Source organism: Methanococcus maripaludis, assembly GCF_013760955.1.
In the GTDB taxonomy this organism is placed as follows: Archaea; AGJL01; Methanococci; order Methanococcales; family Methanococcaceae; genus Methanococcus; species Methanococcus maripaludis_A.
This window is the reverse complement of the sequence record NZ_JACDUL010000004.1, coordinates 60354-85775: the sequence shown is the minus strand read 5'-3', so window position 1 is coordinate 85775 and position 25422 is coordinate 60354. Positions and strand designations below refer to the sequence as shown.

Annotated in this window: 27 protein-coding genes; 15 read left to right on the top strand and 12 right to left on the bottom strand. The window is 33.5% G+C overall.

What is annotated here, in order from left to right; translation table 11 throughout:
• The first annotated feature begins 271 nt into the window (after positions 1-271).
• From ilvC to HNP90_RS07985, 3 genes are all read left to right on the top strand, one after another.
• Positions 272-1264, top strand: a complete 993-nt coding sequence (gene ilvC / locus HNP90_RS07995; RefSeq protein WP_012068196.1) for a ketol-acid reductoisomerase — start codon at positions 272-274, stop codon at positions 1262-1264.
• Between the two features lie 57 nt (positions 1265-1321).
• Positions 1322-1516 carry a MoaD/ThiS family protein gene (locus tag HNP90_RS07990; protein ID WP_012068197.1) on the top strand — a complete coding sequence of 65 codons (195 nt, stop codon included), beginning with the start codon at positions 1322-1324 and terminating at the stop codon, positions 1514-1516.
• A 76-nt stretch (positions 1517-1592) separates the two neighbouring features.
• On the top strand, positions 1593-2144 hold the full coding sequence (locus tag HNP90_RS07985; RefSeq protein ID WP_012068198.1) for a methanogenesis marker 17 protein: 552 nt from the start codon (positions 1593-1595) through the stop codon (positions 2142-2144).
• A 66-nt stretch (positions 2145-2210) separates the two neighbouring features.
• Here HNP90_RS07985 and HNP90_RS07980 read toward each other — a convergent pair whose 3' ends face one another.
• The 4 genes from HNP90_RS07980 to HNP90_RS07965 all read right to left on the bottom strand — a co-directional run bounded on the left by HNP90_RS07980 (position 2211) and on the right by HNP90_RS07965 (position 5341).
• Positions 2211-2483 (bottom strand): ACT domain-containing protein, encoded by a 273-nt coding sequence (locus tag HNP90_RS07980; RefSeq protein ID WP_012068199.1) that lies wholly within the window; start codon positions 2481-2483, stop codon positions 2211-2213.
• A 100-nt stretch (positions 2484-2583) separates the two neighbouring features.
• On the bottom strand, positions 2584-3477 hold the full coding sequence (locus HNP90_RS07975; protein ID WP_012068200.1) for a radical SAM protein: 894 nt from the start codon (positions 3475-3477) through the stop codon (positions 2584-2586).
• A gap of 91 nt (positions 3478-3568) precedes the next feature.
• Positions 3569-4780 carry a U32 family peptidase gene (locus tag HNP90_RS07970; RefSeq protein WP_012068201.1) on the bottom strand — a complete coding sequence of 404 codons (1212 nt, stop codon included), beginning with the start codon at positions 4778-4780 and terminating at the stop codon, positions 3569-3571.
• Between the two features lie 42 nt (positions 4781-4822).
• Entirely contained in the window at positions 4823-5341 is a 519-nt protein-coding gene (locus HNP90_RS07965; RefSeq protein ID WP_012068202.1) for an adenine phosphoribosyltransferase, read from the bottom strand.
• Positions 5342-5880: 539 nt separating this feature from the next.
• Between HNP90_RS07965 and HNP90_RS07960 the strand changes: the two genes are divergently transcribed.
• From HNP90_RS07960 to HNP90_RS07940, 5 genes are read left to right on the top strand one after another with little or no spacing between them, the layout of a single operon-like run.
• Positions 5881-6756 carry a phosphoadenosine phosphosulfate reductase domain-containing protein gene (locus tag HNP90_RS07960; RefSeq protein WP_012068203.1) on the top strand — a complete coding sequence of 292 codons (876 nt, stop codon included), beginning with the start codon at positions 5881-5883 and terminating at the stop codon, positions 6754-6756.
• A complete protein-coding gene (locus HNP90_RS07955) occupies positions 6753-6983 on the top strand; it encodes a KEOPS complex subunit Pcc1 (RefSeq protein WP_012068204.1) in 231 nt (76 codons plus the stop codon). Before HNP90_RS07960 ends, HNP90_RS07955 begins: the two co-directional genes overlap by 4 nt.
• A 48-nt stretch (positions 6984-7031) precedes the next feature.
• Positions 7032-8651 carry a SulP family inorganic anion transporter gene (locus tag HNP90_RS07950; protein WP_012068205.1) on the top strand — a complete coding sequence of 540 codons (1620 nt, stop codon included), beginning with the start codon at positions 7032-7034 and terminating at the stop codon, positions 8649-8651.
• A 27-nt stretch (positions 8652-8678) separates the two neighbouring features.
• On the top strand, positions 8679-9239 hold the full coding sequence (locus HNP90_RS07945) for a TIGR00267 family protein (protein WP_012068206.1): 561 nt from the start codon (positions 8679-8681) through the stop codon (positions 9237-9239).
• Positions 9240-9286: 47 nt separating this feature from the next.
• On the top strand, positions 9287-9775 hold the full coding sequence (locus HNP90_RS07940) for a DUF2115 domain-containing protein (protein WP_012068207.1): 489 nt from the start codon (positions 9287-9289) through the stop codon (positions 9773-9775).
• Between the two features lie 48 nt (positions 9776-9823).
• On the opposite strand, the gene HNP90_RS07935 is transcribed toward HNP90_RS07940, so the two are convergent.
• Positions 9824-11449, bottom strand: a complete 1626-nt coding sequence (locus tag HNP90_RS07935) for a Na/Pi cotransporter family protein (protein WP_012068208.1) — start codon at positions 11447-11449, stop codon at positions 9824-9826.
• Between the two features lie 371 nt (positions 11450-11820).
• Here HNP90_RS07935 and rpsB point away from each other — a divergent pair, with 371 nt between their 5' ends.
• The 6 genes from rpsB to HNP90_RS07905 all read left to right on the top strand — a co-directional run bounded on the left by rpsB (position 11821) and on the right by HNP90_RS07905 (position 16012).
• Positions 11821-12486, top strand: a complete 666-nt coding sequence (gene rpsB / locus HNP90_RS07930; RefSeq protein ID WP_012068209.1) for a 30S ribosomal protein S2 — start codon at positions 11821-11823, stop codon at positions 12484-12486.
• A 29-nt stretch (positions 12487-12515) separates the two neighbouring features.
• The gene (locus tag HNP90_RS07925; protein ID WP_012068210.1) at positions 12516-13124 is read left to right on the top strand and encodes an HVO_0476 family zinc finger protein; all 609 of its coding nucleotides are present in this window, start codon (positions 12516-12518) and stop codon (positions 13122-13124) included.
• Between the two features lie 12 nt (positions 13125-13136).
• On the top strand, positions 13137-13811 hold the full coding sequence (locus HNP90_RS07920; RefSeq protein ID WP_012068211.1) for a 30S ribosomal protein S3ae: 675 nt from the start codon (positions 13137-13139) through the stop codon (positions 13809-13811).
• A gap of 84 nt (positions 13812-13895) precedes the next feature.
• Positions 13896-14786, top strand: coding sequence for a DMT family transporter (locus tag HNP90_RS07915; protein WP_012068212.1), 891 nt, complete (start codon positions 13896-13898; stop codon positions 14784-14786).
• 10 nt (positions 14787-14796) lie between these two features.
• Positions 14797-14991, top strand: coding sequence for a YwbE family protein (locus HNP90_RS07910; protein ID WP_012068213.1), 195 nt, complete (start codon positions 14797-14799; stop codon positions 14989-14991).
• A gap of 100 nt (positions 14992-15091) precedes the next feature.
• Complete coding sequence (locus HNP90_RS07905; protein WP_012068214.1) at positions 15092-16012, top strand: ketopantoate reductase family protein; 921 nt, start codon at positions 15092-15094, stop codon at positions 16010-16012.
• 8 nt (positions 16013-16020) lie between these two features.
• Here HNP90_RS07905 and HNP90_RS07900 read toward each other — a convergent pair whose 3' ends face one another.
• The 3 genes from HNP90_RS07900 to HNP90_RS07890 all read right to left on the bottom strand — a co-directional run bounded on the left by HNP90_RS07900 (position 16021) and on the right by HNP90_RS07890 (position 19601).
• Positions 16021-17250 carry a tetratricopeptide repeat protein gene (locus HNP90_RS07900; protein ID WP_012068215.1) on the bottom strand — a complete coding sequence of 410 codons (1230 nt, stop codon included), beginning with the start codon at positions 17248-17250 and terminating at the stop codon, positions 16021-16023.
• 389 nt (positions 17251-17639) lie between these two features.
• The gene (locus HNP90_RS07895; protein WP_012068216.1) at positions 17640-19037 is read right to left on the bottom strand and encodes an ATP-binding protein; all 1398 of its coding nucleotides are present in this window, start codon (positions 19035-19037) and stop codon (positions 17640-17642) included.
• Between the two features lie 87 nt (positions 19038-19124).
• Positions 19125-19601 (bottom strand): DUF2124 family protein, encoded by a 477-nt coding sequence (locus HNP90_RS07890; protein WP_012068217.1) that lies wholly within the window; start codon positions 19599-19601, stop codon positions 19125-19127.
• 123 nt (positions 19602-19724) lie between these two features.
• Between HNP90_RS07890 and HNP90_RS07885 the strand changes: the two genes are divergently transcribed.
• Entirely contained in the window at positions 19725-20705 is a 981-nt protein-coding gene (locus HNP90_RS07885; protein ID WP_012068218.1) for a transcriptional regulator, read from the top strand.
• A gap of 102 nt (positions 20706-20807) precedes the next feature.
• Here the strand turns inward: HNP90_RS07885 and HNP90_RS07880 are convergent, their stop codons facing one another.
• The 4 genes from HNP90_RS07880 to HNP90_RS07865 all read right to left on the bottom strand — a co-directional run bounded on the left by HNP90_RS07880 (position 20808) and on the right by HNP90_RS07865 (position 25401).
• Positions 20808-22385: a Na+/H+ antiporter NhaC family protein gene (locus HNP90_RS07880; protein ID WP_012068219.1), complete on the bottom strand. Its 1578-nt coding sequence runs from the start codon at positions 22383-22385 to the stop codon at positions 20808-20810.
• Between the two features lie 90 nt (positions 22386-22475).
• Positions 22476-23171: a uracil phosphoribosyltransferase gene (gene upp / locus HNP90_RS07875; protein WP_012068220.1), complete on the bottom strand. Its 696-nt coding sequence runs from the start codon at positions 23169-23171 to the stop codon at positions 22476-22478.
• A 36-nt stretch (positions 23172-23207) separates the two neighbouring features.
• On the bottom strand, positions 23208-24449 hold the full coding sequence (locus tag HNP90_RS07870; protein WP_012068221.1) for a uracil-xanthine permease family protein: 1242 nt from the start codon (positions 24447-24449) through the stop codon (positions 23208-23210).
• A 385-nt stretch (positions 24450-24834) separates the two neighbouring features.
• Positions 24835-25401: an ECF transporter S component gene (locus tag HNP90_RS07865; RefSeq protein WP_012068222.1), complete on the bottom strand. Its 567-nt coding sequence runs from the start codon at positions 25399-25401 to the stop codon at positions 24835-24837.
• Positions 25402-25422 lie beyond the last annotated feature (21 nt).

Here is a 25422-nt window from a genome sequence, read left to right as displayed (position 1 = left end):
TCATTCGAAACTTAAAATCTCGACAAAATGAATAACGATAAGTTAATCGTTTTTCATATAACACTTAAAAATCGTCATCTTATATGTTTAAATATCTACTAAAAAAATAAGCGTTCTACGTTCTTTGTTTGTTAAATGGGGAAATTATAAATATCATGATTTTAACTGTTAATTATACTAAATTAATATATTTGCGGATACAAATCAGTATTCGATGTTAACATTATATAGGATTATAATATAAGAGTTTGTGAGATTAGAGGTGAAGACAATGAAGGTATTCTATGACTCAGATTTTAAATTAGATGCTTTAAAAGAAAAAACAATTGCAGTAATCGGTTACGGAAGTCAAGGAAGAGCACAGTCCTTAAACATGAAAGACAGTGGATTAAACGTTGTTGTTGGTTTAAGGAAAAATGGAGCTTCGTGGGAAAACGCTAAAGCAGACGGTCACAATGTAATGACTATCGAAGAAGCTGCTGAAAAAGCTGACATCATCCACATCTTAATCCCTGACGAATTACAGGCAGAAGTTTACGATGCTCAAATAAAACCATACCTCAAAGAAGGAAAAACACTCAGTTTCTCACATGGTTTTAACATCCACTATGGATTCATTGTTCCACCAAAAGGAGTTAACGTGGTTTTAGTTGCTCCAAAATCACCTGGAAAAATGGTTAGAAGAACATACGAAGAAGGTTTCGGTGTTCCAGGTTTAATCTGTATCGAAATAGATGCAACAAACAACGCATTTGACATTGTTTCAGCAATGGCAAAAGGAATCGGTTTATCAAGAGCTGGAGTTATCCAGACAACATTTAAAGAAGAAACAGAAACTGACCTTTTCGGTGAACAAGCTGTTTTATGCGGTGGAGTTACCGAATTAATCAAAGCAGGATTTGAAACACTCGTAGAAGCAGGATACGCACCAGAAATGGCATACTTTGAAACATGCCACGAATTGAAATTAATCGTTGACTTAATCTACCAAAAAGGATTCAAAAACATGTGGAACGACGTAAGTAACACTGCAGAATACGGTGGACTTACAAGAAGAAGCAGAATTGTAACTGCTGATTCAAAAGCTGCAATGAAAGAAATCTTAAAAGAAATCCAAGACGGAAGATTCACAAAAGAATTCGTTCTTGAAAAACAAGTAAACCACGCACATTTAAAAGCAATGAGAAGACTCGAAGGAGAATTACAAATCGAAGAAGTCGGTGCAAAATTAAGAAAAATGTGCGGTCTTGAAAAAGAAGAATAATTTATTTATTTTTCATTTTTAACTATTTTTTATTATTTTAAAATTCAGGTGGTTCTTTTGAAAATTTTTATAAAGAATGCAGGAGAAATGTCCGAAATTGAACTGCCAGAAAATGCAAAGTTAAGAGATTTCATCGAAAAAATGAAAATAAAAGACAATCTTGTTGTTAGAAATGGCGAAATTCTTTCTGAAACAGATACTCTTTCTGAAAACGATACTTTAAGACTGGTTCCAATTGTATCTGGTGGCTAAGACTTTATTTATATACTATTTTTGCAATATATTACTTTAAGAAAATAATCATCCATTTTTAAGATTCAGGGGTAATATGGCTTATATCGATGTCGAATGCAATGACGAAGCTGGAAAAGCAATTTACGAAAGAATTATTCAAACATCTCTCGAAGACCTCGTTTTGGGAAAATCTATCATAAAGACAAAAATGATCTGTAAGCAAGATGTTCCATATTTTATAATTGGAATTCTGCCAAAATCAACTTCAAAATTGATAAGATTGAGGGATATTGCAACAATAGATGAAGCAAAGGAATCGAACGGAAAAAAAATAACTAAATTAATAATTGACGATGAAACTTACGCAACTGAACTTTTATCAAAAATAAATGTTATGGACCAGCCTTCAAGATTTGAGATTGTTACGGATTCTGAGGTTGATTTAAACATGGTAATTCACGATGCAAAGGATGATTTTGTCGATAGAGTCCTTGATTTTATGAACCGTGTTTTTCCTGAAGGAATGAGGGTTAGAAAAACAATTCGGGATAAAACTGTAGTTATGGTTGCATCAGAAAAGCCAATCGAAGAAGAATGGATGAATGAGGCAATAAAACTTCAGGAAGAACTCAAAAACTTCAAATAATTACTTCAAATATTAATTCTTTTTTAATTTTTAGTTTAAAGTTTAAAAAAAGTATTTTTTAAAAAATTAAATTCTGTGCATGTATTTAAATATGTTTTCGTGTTGCACATTTATTTTAACTCCGATTTCTGATCCAAGTTTATCAAGAGCCGCATTTAATTCTGAAAAGTCTGAACTTATTTTGGAGATATCTACAAGCATAATCATTGTGAACAAGTCTTCCATGATTGTCTGCCTGATATCTACGATATTTGCACTGTTTTCTGCGAGAACTTTTGTAACTGCTGCAACGATACCGGGTTTATCAACACCAACGACGGTAATTACTACATTTTCCATAAATAACACCTTTAAAAATCATGTTTCTTATCTTAGCCTTTATCTTTAAAAAGTATCATTTATACCTTGTGGTTAAAAAATAGAATTTAAAAAAAGAAGTTTAGTGTGAGAAGTGTTTTAAGTCGTAAATATTTAACTCCTTACCTTTTTCTCCAATAGTTTTGTGCTCGGTTACAAGCCCTACGGCATCAGCCCTGCACTGTTGGCATGCTCTGAATTGGTGGAGGTATTCTTCTGCACTATCCCTTACACCGCTTATTTCATCGCAGGTTGGTTTTCTCAAGTTTTCCATTTTGTACATTGGAATTAAAGGAATTACGTTGTGAATGAACGCATCTTTTTCGAAAGTTTTTGCAATTTCCACAATATGATCCATGTTTATTTCAGGAATCAATACCGTGTTAATTTTAACTGCAACGCCCAATTCTGCTAGTTTTTTAACTCCTTCAATCTGGTTTTTGATCAGTATTTCAGCACCTTCTTCTCCACGGTAAACTTTTCCTTCGTAGTATACCCAGTCAACAATTTGTGCCTGAATTTTTGGATCTACCGCATTTACAGTTACTGTTACTGTTTTTACCCCAAGGTCTGCCAATCTTTCAGCATATTTTGGAAGTAAAAGCCCGTTTGTTGAAAGACATCTGACTAAATCTGGGAATTTTTCCTGTATTATTGCCAAAGTTTCGAAAGTTTCTTCATTGAATAAACTGTCTCCTGGTCCAGCAATTCCTGCAACTTTAATGTTTGGACTTTCTTCCAATAATCCGTTTAGGTAGTTTTCTACCTCTGCTGGTTTCATAATGTGGTGTGAAACTCCAGGTCTATCTTCACAGACTGATTCTTTTCCAATACATCTTTTACAGAATCTGCATGCGATGTTACATTTTGGCGCAACTGGCAAGTGAACCCTGCCGATTTTGTGGTGGAGTTTTTCATTGTAACATGGGTGTACGCTTGTAATATGTGCAAATTTGGACATCTTGTCTTCTTTCATATAATCACCATAAGATTTATATTCATAATTCATACTTCTAGATATAAAAATTTAGCTGTACTAATTTCGGAATTTTAATTTAAAAACTAAATTATTCGTCTTTTAGAATGTAAATTTTGTCATTTTCCCTTACTAAATTTTCAAGTTTGATTCCAACATTCTGACCTTTTTTAGCAGAGTTAATGTTTTCGCCTTCGACCTGCATCGATTCAATTTTTTCTTCAACGCATCCTGTGGTCGGCCCAGTTATCAAAACACTATCTCCAACTTTTAAATCATCAATAAGGGTGATTTCTGCAACGCCTACTTTTTTAAAGTAATTTACAACCCTTCCAACTTCGATTTTTTTGTAAGGGGAAATATTTCCTTCAAATTCGTACTGCAAATCGGTATTGCAGGTAATATCTCTGAAATAAAATCCTGTATCGTATCCCCTGTTATATATTTTATCGAGTTCTTTTTTGAATGTCGGGAGTTTTTCTTCGTAAGTTCCATCAATTATAGAATCAATAGCTTCTCGATAGGTTTTTGTTGTACGCATCACGTAATCTACGTTTTTAGCCCTTCCTTCAATTTTAAAGCAGTCAAAAACTTCAATCAGTTCAGGAATATGTTCAATCATACAGAGGTCTTTTGGTGAAAGAAGATATTTTCCTTCGCAAATTAGCTCATGAGTTCCATCAGCATGTTCATTTACCAATTTCCAAGATCTTCTGCATGGTTGCAAACAATCCCCACAATTTGCATTTCTATTAAATAAATATGAACTCAAATAACACCTTCCACTCATTGCAGTGCAGAGTGCTCCGTGAATAAATCCTTCAAGTTCTAAATCAACTTTATTTATTTTTAAATTTTCTTTAATCTGTTTAATCTGGGTTAATGTGAGTTCTCTTGACAAAACAACTCGACTTGCAAATTTTGAAAAGAATTCAGCAGTTTTTGAATTTGTAATGTTGTTTTGAACACTCACGTGAACTTCAAGTCCTAATTCTTTTGCAAGGCTCATTGCACCGATATCATTTACAATTACGGCATCAACTTCCGCAGTTTTAGCAAATTCGAGTATTTCATTTAAATTTAAAATATCATCTTCGTAAACTACGGTGTTTGTGCAGAGGTATACTTTTTTATTTTGGGTGTGTGCGAAGTTAATGCCTTCGATTAGCTCGTTTCTCTCGAAATTTTTGGCAGTTGCACGCATACTCATTTCTTTTAGTCCGCAGTATACTGAATCTGCACCGTTATTGAATGCAGTGATCAAGCCCGATAAATCTCTTGCAGGGGCCAATAATTCAACCATATTCTTCACCAAAATTAAAATAATTAGTATTTAAAAAAAGCGTTATAAATCGTATTTAACAAGCGACTGTATGTCGTATCCTTTTAATTTATCCCTCCCCTTTAATTCTGTGAGTTCGATTACAAAATTAAGCGCTGAAACGTGCCCGCCTATTTTTTCAACGAGTTTACTAACTCCTGAAACGGTTCCACCTGTTGCAAGAAGGTCGTCAACTATTGCAACGTTCTGGCCTTTTTCAATTCCATCGCTGTGGATTTCAAGTTTATCCGTTCCATATTCAAGTGCGTAATCCACTGAAAATGTTTTGAAAGGTAATTTTCCTGGTTTTCGAACTGGAACAAACCCGATATCAAGCTCATGGGCAACTGGAACACCAAATAAAAAACCGCGGGCTTCTGGGCCAACTATAATATCGATATTTTTATCTTCGAGGTATTTTGTAATCTCTTTTGTGGTGTGTTTCATAGCCTTTGGGTCTTTTAGAATTGGAGTTACATCCTTAAAGCTTATTCCTTTTATTGGAAAATCTTCCACGATTCTTATCTTTTTTCTTAAATCCATTGTATTCACCGGGCCGAACTCGTAATAAACAAGGGAAATTTTTATAATTTTGTTAATGCACAGATTTTTAGGCTTTTTTTAAAATACTATTTAAACGTATATAATATTGCACGTTTTATATTAAAGTATTTTTCTAAAACTGGTTGAAATTATAAAATAGACTTAAAAATTAAAGATATTCTTTTTAAAATTTGAAATAATTAGATTTGGCGGGATTTCTTTAAAATTTAAAAAAGAAGTGTCATTATATTTTTTATAATTTAATTTTCGCCCCTTTTAAAAACCCAACTCCAATCGCAAGTACGGCAATAATGGCAATCATTTGAATATCCATTTTCCACCCCTTTAGGATTAAGTATGCTTTTTAGACAATATTAAACTTTTTTTAAAAGCAGTATATGTTATTATTGCAATAATGGACATATAATTTAAAAAAGAAAATCAAGCTCTAAATTTAGAACGAATTTTTGTGAACTTCATTTTTATTGGAGTTATGTATTTAAGTAATTTAATCAAGTAGTTAGTATTGGTTGAAGATCATGGAAAAAATTAAAGGAAAAAACACGGTAGACTGCGAAATTTGCCTCCACAACAGCAAAACACGCCCGATGTTCAAACACGAAGGAAAAAACATCTGTATTGAATGCTTAAACGCCCTAAAATTTCCAAGAAACTTCGAAGAAATGAGAAACGAAGTAATGGAATATTTAGACGAACTCAGAATTAGGAATAACAAATATAACTGTATTCTTGGTTTTTCCGGCGGAAAAGATAGTGTTGTTGCGTTGTATTTGCTCGTAAAAGAGCTTAGAATCCGGCCATTATGTGTAACTGTTGATAACGGCTATTTAGCAGAAGAAGCACTTACAAACTGTAAAAACGTTGCAAAGCATTTTGGAGTAGACTGGCTTGTAATAAACAAGGATTTTACGAAATTCTTTAAAGAAACTATTTCCAAAGGCGAATCTCCATGCAGGGTATGTTCTGACATGAACATGCACGAAATATGGCAGTTTGCAAGGCAGACGAATATCGACACAATTGTGACGGGACACGAACTTCCATTTGGTACAACTGCAATACGGGAGATGAAAAAAGGAATAAATATGTTAAGGCTCCTTGTTGCATACAAGTTAACAGAAGAAGATAGATACAATATATTAAAAGAAATTCCTTGGGAAAAACCCGATCTCGGTGGATACACGACAAACTGTCTGGTACTTGCTCCAGCACTTGTAGAATTTAAGAAAAAGCATGGATTTAGTTTTGAATATGATAGAATTTCTGCAATGATTAGGTACGACCTTATGACTCGTGAAGAGGCTGAAGAAGCGTTAAAGTGTCCGGAAGTTTCTGATGAAATATACGAAGAGCTTAAAAAAAGAGGGCTCGATTTTAAAAATTTAAAAGAATGATTTTTATGAAAATAGATTTTGAAATGACTTACAATTCAAAAAAGGAAATTGTAAACAGCTTAAAAGTCGACGATGTAGATGATGGGCTTATTATCGATACTAAATTTGATAATGATGAGATTAAAGTTAATATTAAAACTAATTCAGTCGGTTCTTTAAAAAACATACTCGATGACTTTTTTGTAAATTACGAACTTGCAGAAAATATTGTAAATCTTAAAAAATAATTTAAAAAGAAATAATCGTTTAATCAATAAAATATAAGGTATTTAAAAATGAATGAAAAAATAAACTCGTATGAGACTAAGGATTTAAAAAATAAAATAGTAGACCTGGTAATTCCAAAAAATGGAAGTGTAAAAAATGATGTATTGTCTGGATTAACCGTAGCACTGGCGCTGGTTCCAGAAGCAATTGCATTTTCATTTATTCTTGGAATCGACCCTACAATCGGGCTTTATGCCGCATTTATCATGGGAATTGTAACTGCATTAATTGGTGGACGGCCAGGAATGATAAGCGGAGCCACAGGTGCTGTTGCAGTTATTTTTGCTCCACTGGTAATTTCAAAGGTTCAAACTGCTGGAATGGAATCTGCACTCGGATATCTTTTCATCGCAGTACTTTTCATGGGAATTATTCAGGTATTTTTTGGAATATCAAAGGTAGGTAAATTCGTAAGGCTTATTCCGCACCCAGTAATGCTTGGATTTGTAAACGGGCTTGCGATAATAATATTTTTATCTCAGATCGGGCAGTTTTATGGTGCAGATGGAAATTTATTTCCATGGCCAATTCTTTCGATAATGCTTGTTTTAATTGCAATAACAATGATTATTGCAATATTCCTGCCAAAAATCACACGTGCAGTTCCTGCAACGCTTGTAGCAATCATCACTGTAACAATAATTTCGTATTTCTTAAATAATGCAGGATACACCGTTTTAACGGTGCTTGATTTTATAAAATCGATAGATCCATTAAGAACAACACTTGCAGTTTCGGTTCCTTCATTTTCATTGCCAAATGTTCCTCTAAATTGGGATACAGTTAAAACAGTTCTCCCGTATTCATTTTTAGCAGCATGTGTCGGATTAATTGAATCATTAATGACATTAAGGCTAATTGATGAATTAACTGAAACTCGCGGTAGGAGTAACAGGGAGTGCATCGGTCAGGGTATTGCAAACATATTAAATGGATTCTTTGGCGGAATGGGTGGCTGTGCGATGATTGGCCAGAGTATGATAAATATTCGGGGTGGCGGACGTGGCAGGCTTTCAGGAATTTCCGCTGCGATATTGTTACTGGTATTTATTGTATGGGGTGCACCAATAATTGAAATGATTCCGCTTGCAGCACTTGTCGGGGTCATGTTTATCGTTGTAATCGGCACTTTTGAGTGGTCCAGCTTTAGAATATTGAAAAAAATCCCGAGCTCTGATGCAGCAATTATTGCGGTTGTGTCGATTATGACGGTTGTATTTAACCTTGCAACAGCCGTATTTTTGGGAATTATTCTTGCAGCACTCGTTTTTGCATGGAATCGTGGAAAAGATATATGGGCAAGTACAAAATCTATGAAGAACAAAAAAGTATACATGCTTCACGGCCCTTTGTTTTTTGCATCAACATCGAAATTCAAGAGCCTGTTTGATTATCAAAATGACCCGATTGATGTTGTTATCGACTTTAACAAATCAAGGGTTTACGACCATTCTGCAATCGAAGCAATAAATAGTGTTGCAGAGAAATATACTCAACATGGAAAACAACTTCACCTCCTTAATTTGAGCAAGGATTGTGACAAGTTAATTAAAAAAGCAGATAACATTGTAGAAGTCAGCATTCTCGATAATTTGATATGGCATGTTGCCGATGATAAGTTAGAATAATGTTTAAACATCAAAAGGGGATTTTTAGTGGAAATTAAGGAAGTTTTAAAAAATTTCAAAAGAGAATTTGATACAAGATATGTTGTGAGGGGTTTAATCGACGGTTCGCTCTCGACACTCGGTGTAGTTATTGGTGCAAGTGGTGGCGAAACTTCTATAATCATTGCAGCAGGAATCGGTGGTGGAATTGCAAACGGTATATCAAATATACTCGGAGCACTAACTGCAGAACGTGCAATGATCGAAGAAGAACGGGAGAAAAAAGAAAAAAGCCTTTTAATCGGTAACGGGAATTTAAAAGGAACTCACGAATATCAGTATAAAATAAACAAAACAATGTATAGTGGAACTTACGATGGTTTATCAACCTGTTTGGGGGCAATAATTCCGGTAATTCCATTTTTTGTATTTGATCCGTCTTTTGCTTTAATAATGGCAATAGCACTCACGTTATTGATACTCTTGGGTCTTGGAATATTCATTGGAAAGCTTTCAAGGAACAATCTAATAACATCTGGTTTAAAGATGGTTCTTGGGGGAGTAATTGTTGCAGTGATATGTTTTGGTGTCGAAAGAATCTTTGGATAATTGGATAGATTAAAAATTATTTCATAAATTTATATTTTGGGAAACTCATGAATAGTCGAAAATTATTCTCTAAACTTAAGGAAGAATCTTATGATGTAAGTATTTTTGATTTAATGAATGCAAAAGTCTATTTAGAAAAAGATATGACTTATTTACCCGAAGATTATAAAAAAGGATATCTTGAAGATTTTTTTACATTTTTTCCAGAAGTTTTGAGGGAAATAAAGAATAAAACCGAAGAAGAAATTGAAGATTTTGAAATCGATGAAGAAGAAATAAAAAAAGTCGATTTAAGGCTCTGTAGTATGGGTTCCAAGAAAATGGGCAGAAATTCTTACGAAAAACTTGTAAAAACAGTTATAAATTATCTGATTTTTATAAATAAAAGGCCACTTCACGCTTTAACGACAAGATTTCCTGGCGGAAAGCAAATAATTGAAAAAAACGGAAATTACTACTGCCCAATAAAAAATGCACAATCAAATGAACTTTCTATTTGCGAATTTTGCATTTGTAAGGACTTAAATGAACTATAAATATAAGTTATTTTTACTTTATTTCAACTTAAAAATTAAAAAAGTAAGTTATGCATCAAATTCTTCTTCTTCAAGGCCAGTTGCAATTTTTACAGCGTGGTCAGATATTCTTTCAAGGTATCCAATGACATCTAAAAATATAATGCTTGCTTTTGGGGCACATTCTTTAGCATTTAATCTCTGTATATGCTGTTTTCTAAATGATTTTTCAAGATTGTCAACTTCATCTTCGAGGAAAGTTACTCTTTCAATTAATACTTCGTCTTCGTTCTCAAAAGCTTCAATCGCAGTTTCTAAGGCAGTCATTACCTTCTCAAACATGAGGTTTATTTCTTCAATTGCAGTACCTGTAAATTCAACGTTATCTTCAATTACGTTTTCAGCATGATCTGCAATATCCTCTGCAAGATCTCCGATTCTTTCAAGACTTGTAACATTACTTATAAGACTTGTAATTTTTAATTTTTGAGTGTCTGAAATTTCCTGATTCGAAAGTTCAATTAGGTGGTTTGTAATTTCATGGGCCATCGTGTCTATAATGCCTTCTTTTTCATGCACTTCTTTGATAATTTGAACGTTTTTGTTTACAAATGCATCTTTTGCAAGTCTTAAGTTTTCACGTACAAACTTTCCCATCTCTACAACTTCTTTTATTCCAAGTCCGATCGCAATCGATGGCATTTCAACAATAATCCTTGAATCAAGATGTTTTACCGGCATGAATTCTTTTTCATAATCTTTTATTGGAATTAATTTTTCAACCGCATAGACGAAAAATCCTGCAAAGGGGAGCATTATCAGCGTGTTTGTAACGTTAAATATTGTGTGCGCGTTTGCAATCTGTCTTTCAATACTTCCTGCACTCAAACTCTGGATCCACGAAATTAACGGCGTTGTGTAGATTAAAACCATGAATATCATTGCACCCATAACGTTAAAGAGTAAGTGCATGAGAGCAGCTCTTTTTGCAGTCCTGTTTGCACCGATACTTGATAAAAGGGCGGTAACACAGGTTCCGATGTTGTCACCAAATAATATTGGGAATGCAACAGCAAGGCTCAATGCACCTGTTGACGCCACTGCAATCAAAAGTCCAATTGTTGCACTGCTGCTTTGGATCATAAGTGTCATTCCAAGTCCAACGAGCAATCCAAGAACTGGGTTTTCAAGGTTCATTAATATATTTGTAAAGAATGGTTCTGCTGCAAGCGGTTTTAGTACACTTGACATTGTATGCATTCCGATAAATAAAATACCAAAACCAATCAGAACCTCTGCAATGTCTGAGTGCTTTCGTTTTTTTGAGGCAAGTTGCATGATTACCCCGAATGCAACAATCAATGGCGCAATGTCGGTTAATTTAAATGCTACAAGCTGTGCAGTAACTGTAGTACCGATATTTGCACCCATGATTACCCCGATCGCCTGACTGAGGTTCATTAACGATGCATTTACAAAACCAACAACCATGACTGTTGTTGCACTGCTGCTTTGAATCAACATCGTTACAACAGTTCCAACTAAAACACCAAGATATTTATTTTTGGTCAAAACCTCTATAAGTCGCTTTAATCCATCTCCTGCAACTTTTTGAAGTCCATTACCCATTAAATTCATACCATAAATGAATAATGCGAGTCCTCCAAGGACACCTGCAATTAACGTGAAGTCCATTTGTTCCACCAATATTATCCGTAATATCCGAGATAATGCAATATTATATTCCTTATAATTATAAAATAATTCATAATATGTGAACATCAAAGTCTTTATAGTTTAATCCGAATTATCACTTAAGGAAGTAACTTTATTTAAAGCTTTTTTAAAAATTATAAAAAAGTAAGTTCAAATATCGGTTATTATGCCCAGAAAATCTGCTTTTAGGAAAACTATATATATTAAATCACATATTCATATACTGTTTAAATTTTTCTAATAGTCAATTTTCGAATTTGAAAAACTAAAACACAATTGGAATAAAAAAAATTACCGTAAAAGGCTTTATTTTAACAAAGTCAAGAAACCACTTTTTTGGAGGAAGAAAAATGTCAGATGAAAATCTATTGACGACCTTAGACACCTATTTGGCGTCTGGGATACACATCGGTACTCAGCAAAAAACTGAAGATATGAGAAGATTTATCTACAGAGTAAGAGCTGACGGATTATATGTTTTAGACGTTAGAAAAACTGACGAACGATTAAGACTCGCTGCTAAATTCTTATCAAACTACGAGCCTGAAGACATCATGGCTGTTACAAGAAGAGTTTACTCAGTAGGCCCTTTGAAAAAGTTCGGACAGGTTACAGGAATAAACACGGTAGCAGGAAGGTTCGTTCCAGGTACCTTAACAAACCCTTCAGCTAAAAAGTTTGCTGAACCAGAAGTTTTGTTTTTGAGCGACCCTAGAGTTGACAAACAAGCATTAAAAGAAGCAATCGAAATCGGAATCCCTGTTGTCGGTATGTGCGACACAGAACACTTAACAGCACACATTGACTTCATTATCCCAACAAACAACAAAGGTAGAAAATCAGTATCTTTAATGTACTACCTTATTGCAAGAGAATATATGAAAAACAGAGGACTTATTGGCGAAGAAGTTCCATTCACTTACGATGATTTCCTCGAAAAAGCAATGAACGTTAAAGTAAAAATGAATTCTGCACCTAGACAAAGAGGCAGATTCCAAAGAAGACCAAGAAGATAATTCTTCTTAAAAAGAGTTATGTGATTTAAATGGAAGAACTATATCTCGAATGCCCTGGTTGCGATGAAGTAACCCCTCATGAAGTATTGAAAGAAAGGGACACAAAAAAACATTTGAAACTTACTGTAAAGTGTCAGGAATGTGGAACTGTACACGATATAGAAAAAAATTTCAAATTAAAAGACATTAAAATAGTGATAAGCAGATACGACGAATCAGAACAGTCTGTAATTCAAATCGCAACAGATGAAGTTTTAAAAATCGAGGATACAATCCTTGCATTTGGTGAATCTGTTGAAATAACTGCATTAGAGACTGAGGATTCAAGAAGGGTTTCCTCATCCGCTGCACAAGATTTAAAGATGATATGGGCAAAATCAGTAGATGTTCCTAAAAAAGTTGGCATATCTATAAATTCGAGAGAAAGTACATATTCTTTCAACATACTTGTTCCACAAGATTTCGTATTTGAAGAAAAGAAGATCTACCGTGCAGGACGAGACTTCTTTAGAATTAAACAAATAAAAACTGAAAAAGGAAATTTTTCAAGGGAATTAGCCCGTAAAATCAAAAGAATATACGGTGAACCTGTAAAACCACTTAGAGATTACACAGATTTAACCGAATATATGTTATAATGAGGTGTAACAATGGCAAGAATGAAAGCTAGGTCCGCTAAAGGAAAAAGAGTGGCCAAAGATACATGGAAATCCAAAGTATGGTACGATATTTACACACCACAATCATTCGGTGGAGACGTAATCGGACAAACCCCTGCAAACGACCCTGCAACATTGATCGGTAGGATTTCAGAAATCAGCTTAAGAGACTTAACAAACGAACATTCAAAACACATGACAAGAATGTACTTCAAAGTTGATGGTGTAAGTGGAAACAACGCTACATCACAGTTTGTAGGTCACGACACAACAAGAGAATACTTAAAATCACAAGTTAGAAGAAGAAGAAGCAAAATCAACGCAATCGTTGATGTAAGAACAAAAGATGGTTTCAAATTAAGAGTTAAAGCATTAGTTTTAACTGCTGTAAGAGCAAGAGACCACCACAAAACAGAAATCAGAGTTAAAATGGAACAAATCATCAAAGACATGGCAAAAGAAACAGCATTCGCTGAATTCGTACACGCTATGTTAATGGGTGGCTTAGGTTCAAAAATCTACGGCGACTGTAAAAAAATGTTCCCATTAAAAAGAGTAGAAATCTTCAAATCAGAAGTTTTAGAATTTGGAAAAGTTGTTGAAGCACCTGTAGAAGAAGCTGCTGTTGAAGCACCTGTAGAAGAAGCTGCTGAAACACAAGAATAATTCTTTTTAATTTTTTAACTTTTACTTAAATTTTCTGTTTTTTTAGAGATTACTTTATTTAGTCTTTTATTATCTGGTGGATTTATGAATGACAAATCATTAGGTATTTTGTTAATGTTTTTAACCGTAATTTTTTGGGGAGTTTCATTTGTGGCGACAAAAATCATTTTAGTATATATTCCGCCAATTACCTTGGGATTTATACGTTTTGCAATTGCTGCACTGATTTTAATTGTTTTAATAAGAACTTTTCCAAGTTATTCGAAAAAAGATTTTTTAAATCTGGTGTTTGCAGGTTTTTTAGGGATTACTTCCTATTTTATATTTGAAAACGTGGCATTAGAATACACTACTGCAACTAATGCAGCATTGATTGCAGCAACGGTACCCTTATTTTATATGATAGTGTCAGATTTAGTTGAAAGGCGAATTCCAAGTAAAATACAATACTTCGGAAGTTTAATCGGACTTTTTGGAGTTTCGGTTTTGATATTGAATGGAAGGTTGATATTGGAATTAAATCCTATCGGGGATTTGTTAATGATTGGAGCAGTTCTTTCATGGGTTCTCTACACCTTTGTAATTCAAAAGCTTGAAAAACACGATAACTTAAAAGTTACAAGGGACATAACGTTAATTGGAGCATTACTGTCTGTGCCATTCATGTTAATTGAGTTTGGCTCAAAAGGCGCTTTAGATTTAGGGGTATTTTTAAATCTGCCATTAACTCTTGCGGTACTATACCTTGCAATTTTTTGTTCGGCAATAGCGTATTTGTTTTGGAATAGGTCAATAAGACTTGCAGGAGCAAGCACTACAAATAACGGGATTTATTTTATCCCAATCGTTGCAATGATTGCAGATTCAATAATCTTAAAAAATATACCAAATTTTTATGCGATATTTGGTGCAATTTTGGTATTGTTTGGAGTTTATATCTCTGAAAAAGGCGATAAATTAAAAATAAAATTTTAATGTGAAAGATATGAATGGAAAAAATAGGTCTGAAATAACGGCCGGATTAAAAGTAAATATAGTTCTTAAAAAAGACCAAAAAACTGGTAAATTAACTACCGGAATTGTAAAAGACATTCTTACAAATTCAAGCTACCACCCACACGGAATAAAGGTAAGGCTTGAAGATGGGGCTGTTGGGCGAGTTCAGGAAATTTTAAAATAAGAAAAACATTTTTTATTTTTAACTATTTATCTAAATCTTTTAATACTATTTTTACAGATATTTAAATTAAATTTAGTTTACGTAAAACGAGGGTTTTTAAATGAATGTTTTGATTATCGGGGCAGGTGCTGTCGGATTATGTTTGGCAGCTAAATTATCAAAAGTAGCAGACGTTTTTGCAGTAACGAGAGAGAGAAATGCAAAAATCATACGCGAATCTGGTTTTAAAATGACTGGAATATGGGGGGAAGGAACCTTTAATTTTGAAGCTTCTGAAAGTGTTCCAAAACGCGATTTTGATTATATTATTATATCTTCAAAAGGGCTTGCAACAGAATCAATCTGCGAGCAGTTTAAAGACATTATAAAAGGTAAAAATGTTGTAAGCATCCAAAATGGTGTCGGAAACGAAGAAATAATCTCGAGATACACCAATAAGATAATTGGTGGAACTATTATAACGGGTTTTGAATGGATGGGGAATGCAAAAGTCCATGTTTCAGTAGAGGGGGGGCCGATGACTCTAGGAAGATTTCCAAATGGAACTGATAATGCGGTAAAAACTTTTGTAAAATTGATAAAAAGTTCTGGAATACCTGTAAATGAAACAGAAAATATTCAAGGTGCGATATGGTCAAAAACAATTTACAACTGTGCATTAAACCCTCTCGGAGCAGTTATGAATGTACCTTACGGTGAACTTTCAAATGAACACTCTTGGAATATAATTAAAAATATTGTATCGGAAATATTTGAAGTAACTTCAAAAAAAGGAGTAATTCTCCCATGGAATACTCCCGAAGAATATTTAACATATTTAAAAGAGTTTCAGCTTCCAAATACTGCTGCACACCACTCTTCAATGCTTCAGGATATCTCAAAAGGAAATATCACAGAAATAGATTTTTTAAACGGTGCAGTGGTATCCGGTGCAAAAGGATTTGGAATTAAAACGCCATATAACGAGTTTATTACTGAACAGATAAAATTCCTTGAAAATTTAAAATCAAAAAAGGAATAATTTTTTAGTTATGCTAAAATCAATGATTTACTTTTTTTAGGTTCACCGTATAATGGATCTATTTTAATTGCTTTTTCGTAGCACATCAATGCTTTTTCATAATTTTTAATTAATATGTACGAATTCCCAAGTCCATTCCAAGCGTATTTATTTTCAGGGTTTAATTCAAGAGCAGTTTCAAAGCAAGAAATTGATTCGCTGTAATTTTTATTTTTATATTGCATATAACCAAGATTGCTCCACGAAACATCGTCTTTTGGGTTCAATTGAGCTGCTTTTTCATAAGCCTGAATTGAAAGGTTGTATTCATTCAAATAATTATACGAAAGTCCCATTCCACTCCAAAAAATGGGATTTTTCGGATCTAGTTGAACTGCGTTTTTATAGCTTAAAACTGCTTCATTATATTTTCCAAGGCCTTTTAATGAATCTGCTTTGTAGAAATGGCAGTATGGGTTAGAATTATTTAATTCAAGAGCAGTTTCAAAGCAAGAGATCGCAACGGAATAATTTTTTAAGTTGTAGTGGATTATCCCTTTATTGTATATGGCATCATAATAAAATTCATCTTCAAGTAATGCTTTATCAAAACATTCAATGGCAAGATCATATTGTTCTTTTTTTTCATAACAGAGTCCTTTGCCGTTGAAAGAATATTTCAAGTTCCTATCTAATGCCAATGCTTTATCAAAACATTCAATTGCTTTATCGTATTTTTCATTTTGATAGTAAATGTATCCAAGTTCATTCCAAATTAAAACAATTTCTTCATAGTTTCCAGTAGATTTATCAAACGCTTCAACTGATTCGTCATAGTTTCCAAGCATTTTTAAACATACTCCTTTGTAAAACCACGTTTTTCCAACAGAATTATCAATTTCAAGCGAAGTATTGAAATAATAAAGCGCTTTTTCGTAGTCTTCATTTAAAATGCAGATCTGTCCCAAATTTTTTAGGGCAATTTCATTTTCAGGTTCTATTTCAAGTAATCTCGTAAAATAAAGTTCTGCATTACTGTAATTTCCCGTTTTTATATAATATTTTCCTAGATATTCCAACGAACAAGTGTTTTTTGGATCTAGCTCCAAGGCTTTATCAAAACATTCTATGGAATGTTCATAGTCTTTTTCAAGGTAGTATTGTTCTCCCTTTTCAGCGTATGAACTATTACTTTCATCTGCTGGCAATGGCAAAAAAATTGATAATATGACCATAGTAGCCACTACAAGTTTTATCATTTACACCCCCTCCGTGATAAATGATGAGTATTAGATAGGTTATTCTACCCCCAACTATCAAATTAATCTTTATTTTTCAAGTAATATTAAATTTATCATATAATAATCGTCAATTTTAAGTAAAAAGTTATAATAATTCGTAATTTAATTTTATACCATACAATTAATCTTATTTTTAAAAAATAATGGTTAAATGGATAAACCTCTGTTTCAAAACAAAATATATGTAAAAAAAGTAATACTGATTTAATCCGTTTTTGGCGTAAATTATTCAAATATGATATTTATTGGTAAAATAAATGTTATATGTACAGTAAATTTTTAATTAATAGTTATTTGAAGATATATTTCCAAAAAATCTTTAAAAATCACCTAAAAATGTAAAAGAATTAATTTTTGTAAGTTCCGATGATGTAATCAATAAATTGTTTTGCAGTTCTTCCAGAAAAACCGTTTTGGGACATTCCCCATTTTATTGCATCTTCGCGAAGTGTTTCCCATGCCATAATCATTCCAGTCTGCTCTGACAATTTTCCAATGTTCATTGAGTAAAATTTAACATCATCTTTGTTGCATGGGTTAATTCCATTTTCTGTTGCAAGTTTTTTTACCATGGATAAGTATTCTTCTTGGGTTGGCGAATAAAAACTTAAGGTTATTCCAAATCTATCGGAAAGCGACATTTTTTCATTTATCGAATCGTTTGAATGAATATCTGAATCTCGCTCTGACCAGGACTCTTTTATCAGGTTCCTCCTGTTTGAAGTTGCATAAATTATTACATTTTCAGGTTTTTTCTCTAAACTTCCTTCAAGAATCGATTTCAATTCTTTGTATTCTGTTTCATTATCTTCAAATGATAAATCGTCAAGGAAAACTATGAATTTTTTATTTCTATTTCTTAAATGATCTATAATCAATTCAAAATCTTTCAATTGGCTTTTTTTAAGTTCAATAATCCTTAAACCATCAAGATAATATTCTTTTACGAGAGATTTTACAAGGGACGATTTTCCAGTTCCTCGGGATCCGACAAGTAAAATATTATTTGAAGGATTTCCTTCGATAAAGGCAGAGGTATTTTTTAAAAGAATTTCTTTTTGGTAATTATATCCAACAATACTTTCCATACTCGCTAAATCGCAGTATTTAATTCCGGAAAGCCCTTTTTTACCATCCCATTTAAATGCAACATGATCTACAAGTTCACCAGAGCCGATTCTATAGTAATATTCAATTATCGAATCTAAAAGTTCAGGAACTGAATCGATATTTAAAAGTTCTTCCCGATATTCCGAAAATATAGTTTTTTCATCCTTGTAGAGTGTGGGAGTATAATTTTCAATAGTTTCATCATCTGAATCAAGAATTGTTCGCAAATGTTTAGTATCAATATCCATAACTCTTTTTAAAACACTTATATCTTTAAATGCAAGTTCATAAAGGCTTTCAAGATCGTGGTTATGTTTTTCACAAGATCTTGCAAAGATATTTTCGTCTTTTAAAATTGAATTCATAATATATGATTTTAAAATATTTCCACTAAAATTTTCCGTTTCTGCAGTTATAATTAAGTCACGAGTTAATTCATAGTAATTTTTCTCAACAATTAATTCATTAGGTTCATCTTCTGCAAGTTCTTTGATAATATTTATTAAATAACCGATTATTTTGTCATCAAGCAGAGTTCTATACAGTATCAGCCGTTTCAAGTCAGTTAAAAGCTTTTTAAATTTTAGTTTTACCGAGTTTTGACTGTTTAATAATGATATTTGGGGGTTTATCATTAGACTACACCGCTTTAAAAAGGATTTAATTTTAAGACATATTTTAATTTTATTTATAATTTATTTACAATTAAATCTTAAAGAGTATTATTTCCCATAAACAGTTACGGGTTCTAACTGGCTATCAATTATTAAATCAAAGTCGATGTTTTTATCCCATTTTTCCTTTTGAAATATGCTTGAAAAGCAGATTCCGACAACTTTTTTTGGAGTTATTTTTTCAATTAAATCGTTAACATCAGAAAGGGTCACTTTAGAATGCGGCATCGCAAGTCCACCCATTAAAACAAGCATGTCTGGTTTAAATTCTGAATTATTTTCAAAATTGTTGTATGTGTATCCCAAACTTCCAGAATTAAGTTTTGAAAGTTCATCTAACTTTGCATCGGGGCTAAAATACTGTTCTTCAACAGTTCTTACTGCATAAGCATTTAATAGTGCGAAAGGAAGACATACTCCCTTTGAACCACTGTATAATATGCTTTTAGACCCGTACTCTGAAACAACGGCTTTAAAATGTCTTAATTGTGAGGAAATTCCTTTATCTTCTGCTATCTTTTTCACGTTATCACCATTACTAGTCAATATTTAGAACATATTATATACGTTTTCCGCAAGAAATATATACATTGTGGATTAGATTTAGAATTAAAAATATGTGGTTTATGGCCACACAGGTATATCGTTATGAGAGAAGTTTTACTTTCTGAATGCATTGATCTGCTGTATGAGTCCCATTTTGTGATATCAAAGCCTTTTGGAAGGTCATGCTTTGATTTAATTGCTAAAAAAGCGGATTTAAGATTTTTAATAAAGATTTTGAAAAACATAGATAGTTTAAGCACTGAACAGTCTGAAGAATTGTTAAATATCGCAAAAATGCTTCAGGCAGTCCCGATAATCATTGGAACTCGTACGAGAAACTCCATAATGGAAGAAGGGGCAGTATATGAAAGATACGGTATAAAAGCAGTTACGTTCAATACATTTAGGGATCAATTGTCCGGAGAACCTCCAGTAGTTTACGCAAATAGGGGTGGATTTTTCGTAAACATTGATGGGGCAGTTTTAAGGGAAACCCGTGAAAAATTAAAAATCTCAGTTGGAGAACTTGCAGAAATTTCCCGAGTTTCAAGAAAAACGATATATAAATATGAACAGAACGAAGCAAATCCTTCAGCAGAAGTTGCGATAAAAATAGAAGAATATCTGGACGTTCCATTAATCAAGGGAATTAATATAGTTGATTACATGGAAGGATTAAAATCTCAGAAAAGTCGTGAAGAAGCTTTTGAAAAGATTTTAAAAGAAGGGGAAGATTTCAAAATACGTGTTATCGATATTTTAGGAGATATGGGTTTTAATTTACTTGAAACTACGAAAGCACCTTTTGATGCGGTAGCAGAAGAATCAAAAAGTGAAGATGCTGAAAATCAAAATATAATATTTACGAATATTCAGGAAACTGAGAATGAAGAGATAAGAAGAAAGGCAATGATTGTAGATGAGATTTCTAAAATGTTAAACAGCCATTCACTACTCGTTTTAGAAAAGAAAACAAATGAAAACAAACAAATAACAAGCATGAGTATATCCGAACTCGAAAAAATCGGCGATACCGTAGATTTACTTGAATTTATTGAAAAAAAGAAAAAATCAACTAAATAATTATAAAAATGCTTTTTTTTAAATTTTTTAACGCATAATTCTATTTTTAAATTATAATTTATTTTAAAATAAAAAATTAAAAAAGAAAGTTTTTATTACAAGTTACTTTTTTGAAAGGAAGTTTGCTGCAACGTAAACTGCTGAAGCCACAAATGCAAGATTAATGAGTCCGCTTACCCAGTAACCTAAGTTTACAGTGTATCCAACGATCAAGTAACCGAAAAATGCCATAATTCCGATTAATGTCGTGTACGGAAGCTGTGTTTGAACGTGGTCAATGTGTTTTGTGCCTGCTCCAGTTGAACTCATGATTGTCGTGTCTGAAATTGGGGATGAGTGGTCACCATATATTGCACCACCGAGAACTGCTGCAACGAATGGAACAACGAATTCGGGCATTCCAAGGCCAACTGCCATAGGAACCGCAATTGGAAGCATAATTCCAAAAGTACCCCATGAAGTACCTGTTGAAAATGCCATAAATCCTGATAAAAGGAAGATTATTGCAGGCAAGATCTGAACCGGTAAGTTGTTTTGAATTAATCCTGAAAGGTACGTTCCAGTTCCAAGATCACCAATAACTGAACCAAGCGACCATGCAAGAATAAGGATTGTAATTGCAGGGAGCATTAATTTTGAACCTTTTGCAAAGAGGTGTGCAATTTCTTTTGCAGGAATTGCTTTTGATACTATGAAATAGAGTGCAGTAAATACTAAAGTTACCAAACCGCCCCAGAAAAGACCCCAGGATGCATCCATGCCTAAAAATGATTCTATAATTCCGGCACCTGCGAAAAGACCGCCAGAAATCATAAATGCAAAGATAATTGCTAAAATGAGGGCTACTAATGGTAATACTAGGTATGAAATTTTCCCGCCACTTAATGGTTCAATTTCGGACTGAATTGCGGCAGTTTCCGCATCTCCGTTGAACAAGTCACCCGTTTCATCTGCAACTTTTTCATGAACTTTCATTGGACCAAAATCCATTTTTTTAATGGATATGATAACTGCAACCATGAATAATGCAACAAGGGCGTAAGTATTGTAGAGTATCGCTGAAAAAAATACACTTGATGGACTCATGCTTGAAAGAGCTCCGCTTCCAACACCAGATTCCCCCAAATTTCCAACAACTGCTGCAAACCAGCTCGAAACTGGCATTAAAATACAAACAGGTGCTGCTGTCGAATCGATAATGTATGCAAGTTTTGCTCTTGAGATTTTAAATTTGTCAGTAATTGGTTTCATTACTGTTCCGACAGTTAAACAGTTGAAATAATCATCAATAAATAATAAGATACCAAGCAATGAAGTTGAAAGGCTTGCACTTTCTTTAGATTTAATTTTAGTAGATGCCCAGTTTCCGTATGCAAGAGCTCCGCCTGCTCTTGTGATCAATGCAATTAATATGCCAAGCATTACTAAAAATAACAAAATTAACAAATTCCAGAGATTTCCAACGCCAGTAAATGCAGAAACGCCTGTAACAGAAGTTAATTCAACACTGCCTATAATTGTATTTACAATATGTGACGCGCTCGCAACGATACTCCAATTGTTGTAAAGGAGGGATCCTGCCAAAATACCCAAGAATAGAGACATATAAACTCTTCTTGTGATCAAGGCTAGCCCAATTGCAACAACTGGCGGCAATAACGATAATATGCCAAAATCCATAATTATACCTCCAAAAAGCCTATTTTAATACATTACGTGTAAATTCTATATATAATTACTTAAAAAAGAGAAATAGAAAGTTTTTTATGTTTATTCCAAGTTATGCATCTGCGGGAGCATAGATACTTTATATGGTTCGCCAAATGCACGATCCCCTGCATCTCCAAGGCCCGGAACTATATATCCGTCTTTATTTAGTTTTTCATCGATTTTTGTTACGAATATTTCAACGTCTGGAAATTCTGCTTTTACTGCATTTATGCCTTCAGGTGCTGCAAGAACTCCAACTATAAGCATTCGTTTTGGTTTTGAGTCTTTAAACTCATTTAATACTCGTATTAATGTAGAACCTGTCGCAATCATTGGGTCAGAGATAATAACCGTATCTTCACTGTTAAGCTGTGGAACTTTTATATAATTCATCTCTATTTTAAAGTCTGGGGCATGTCCTCTTGAAGCAGAAACAATTCCTACCTTAGCAGACTCGAAATTTTTAATTAACCCCTCCATAAGTGGAAATGCAGCTCTTAAAATTGTTATAATTACTACATTCTTCCTATCTTTTGAAAAAATGCCTTCTGTTTTTTCTAACGGTGTTTGAATGGGCATTTTTTCAAATTCCATTGTTTTTGTCAATTCATAGCCCATGTATCTTCCAAGTCTGACGAGTCCTTTTCTAAAAGATATGTTTTCAGTACTAATCTTTCTTAAATCGGTTAATGTTTCCATCAAATAGGGCGAGTCTTCAAAAGAGTAAACTCCTTCCCATCTTTCATCTTTTATCATAATCCACCCTCGATTTCTTAAGTTATTTCATAATAATTATTTTTTTAATAACTGGTCCATTAATATTGCGGTTATTGCACCAACTGCCATTCCTGATTCTAAAATGCTTGAAACGATCTGTGGAAACAGGCTTAAGAATTCTGCTGGAAGTTGCGGTGCACCAAGACCGAGTATAAGTGCGCTTGCTAATATGAGTGTGTTTCTGTCGTTTAACTCAACTTTGTCTTTTATCAATTTAAGACCTGTAATGCTGATCATACCGTAGAGTGCTGTAGTAAGCCCCCCGAGTACTGGAGCAGGGATTGATGCCAAAATACCTGAGAATTTTGGGATTAACGAAAGAAGTATTAAAATTCCAGCACCGATTTGAACTACCTGAACGCTTGAAACTTTTGTAAGTGCAACAAGCCCGATGTTTTCAGAGTAACTCGTTGTACCGCATGCACCAAAAAGACCTGCAAGAGTACAGGAGAACCCTTCTGAAGCGATACCTCTGTTTATTTTATTGTCATCAATTTTTAAATTTGCAATTGTTGAAATTGCGTGGTAATCTCCGACACTTTCAATAATGCTGACCATAAATGCAAACAACAATATTATAATTGCATTAACGTCGAATACTGGCATTCCCCAAGGCATAAGTTTTGGCAGTGCAAACCATGAAAGCTGGTTCATCATTGAAAAGTCAACAAGACCTAAGAAAATACTTATGATATATCCAACAGTCGCCCCGATTACAACCGGCATTGCTTTTAAGGTTCCCTTTCCCTGCAGTGAAACAAGTATTGTTGTTATAAAAGTGATTGCTGCAACAAGTGCAGATATTACAATTGATCCACCTGCTGGATCTGCAAAATAGTTGAATGAATACTGAACTGCAACATTTGCAAGGCTAAACCCGATAAGCATGATTGTAACGCCCGTAACTATCGGTGAAAAGAGTTTTTTTAATTTACCAATTAATCCAAGTGCACCTGTGGCCGCTTCAATGACTCCACCCATAATTAAAGCCCCCTCAACTGCTGCAAGGCCCATTCCGGATCCAACTGCAATTAATCCCGGAATAAATGCAAAACTTGATCCCTGAACGATTGGAAATCTTGAACCTGCATACGTTTGTAAAAGTGTTGCGACACCCATCGCAAGTAATACTGCCTGAAGCAAAAGCGCAATTTCAGACATCGAAAGTCCAATCGCATACCCTACAACAAGGGGAACGGTTACAGTTGCACCAAACATTGCGAGTACATGCTGAAAACCCAAAGCTATTCTTTTCATAGTTTACCCTCCAAACATTAACAACCTTGAAAAACATTTTTTTATTCCAAATAAATATGGGTAAAATATTATATATAAGATTATAAACAGCAGAAAAGAACAACTGATATAAATTAGCATACAATTTAAAAAGAATTTAAAATAAAAAACAGTTTAAGGTTTAAAAAAATAAAACGGCGAAAAATATGATAAAATATCCAAAATTACATTTAATTACGTGTAAATTACTGATTTTACTTGGATTCTCAGTTTTATTTATAAATTATTTAGCGCCTGATCAAAATATCTTAAATATATCCCTATTGATATTTCTTGCAGCGACAATATGTTTTGGATGTTATTTCAGCCAAAAAACGCTTAAATTAGTTTAAAAATTAAAAAAAGGTTAAATATTTTCATTATTGATTTTTAACATAGTCAGTACTTTTGTGGGGAGTAACATTAATATTGCATAAGCCCAAATCGCAGACAAAACAATATCTGCAACCATTAGTGGAAATTCTGCAAAATATGTTGCAGTAAACATGTTTAATCCCGTATTTGCAGTTATTGTTGAGGCGTATGAAATAAGGGTCTGGTCAAGTGGCCCTCCAAAGATGAATATCTCTATTGGCATTGCAAGACATAATGCTATGATTGATATTAAAAAAGCATGCACTATCATTGAAGTAAACTCACGATTATGTTTAATTGCGGCATAACCTGCAACAAAACCCACAACAACATTTACGATTGTAAATGGAATATAAATAGAATTAACGGTAGAACCAATTATCAGATTTGAAAAAAGGCCGGTTATTGCACCACCTGCAGGCCCCAGCAACAATCCACATAGTATGGTCCCAAGATTATTTAAAAATATGGGTAATTCATAAAATGTAGCAATAAATCCGCCTAAAACATTAACTGATATCCCAAAGGCAGTTATCAAATAAGGTAATTTAGTACTCACGATACCACCGGTAAATTAGTT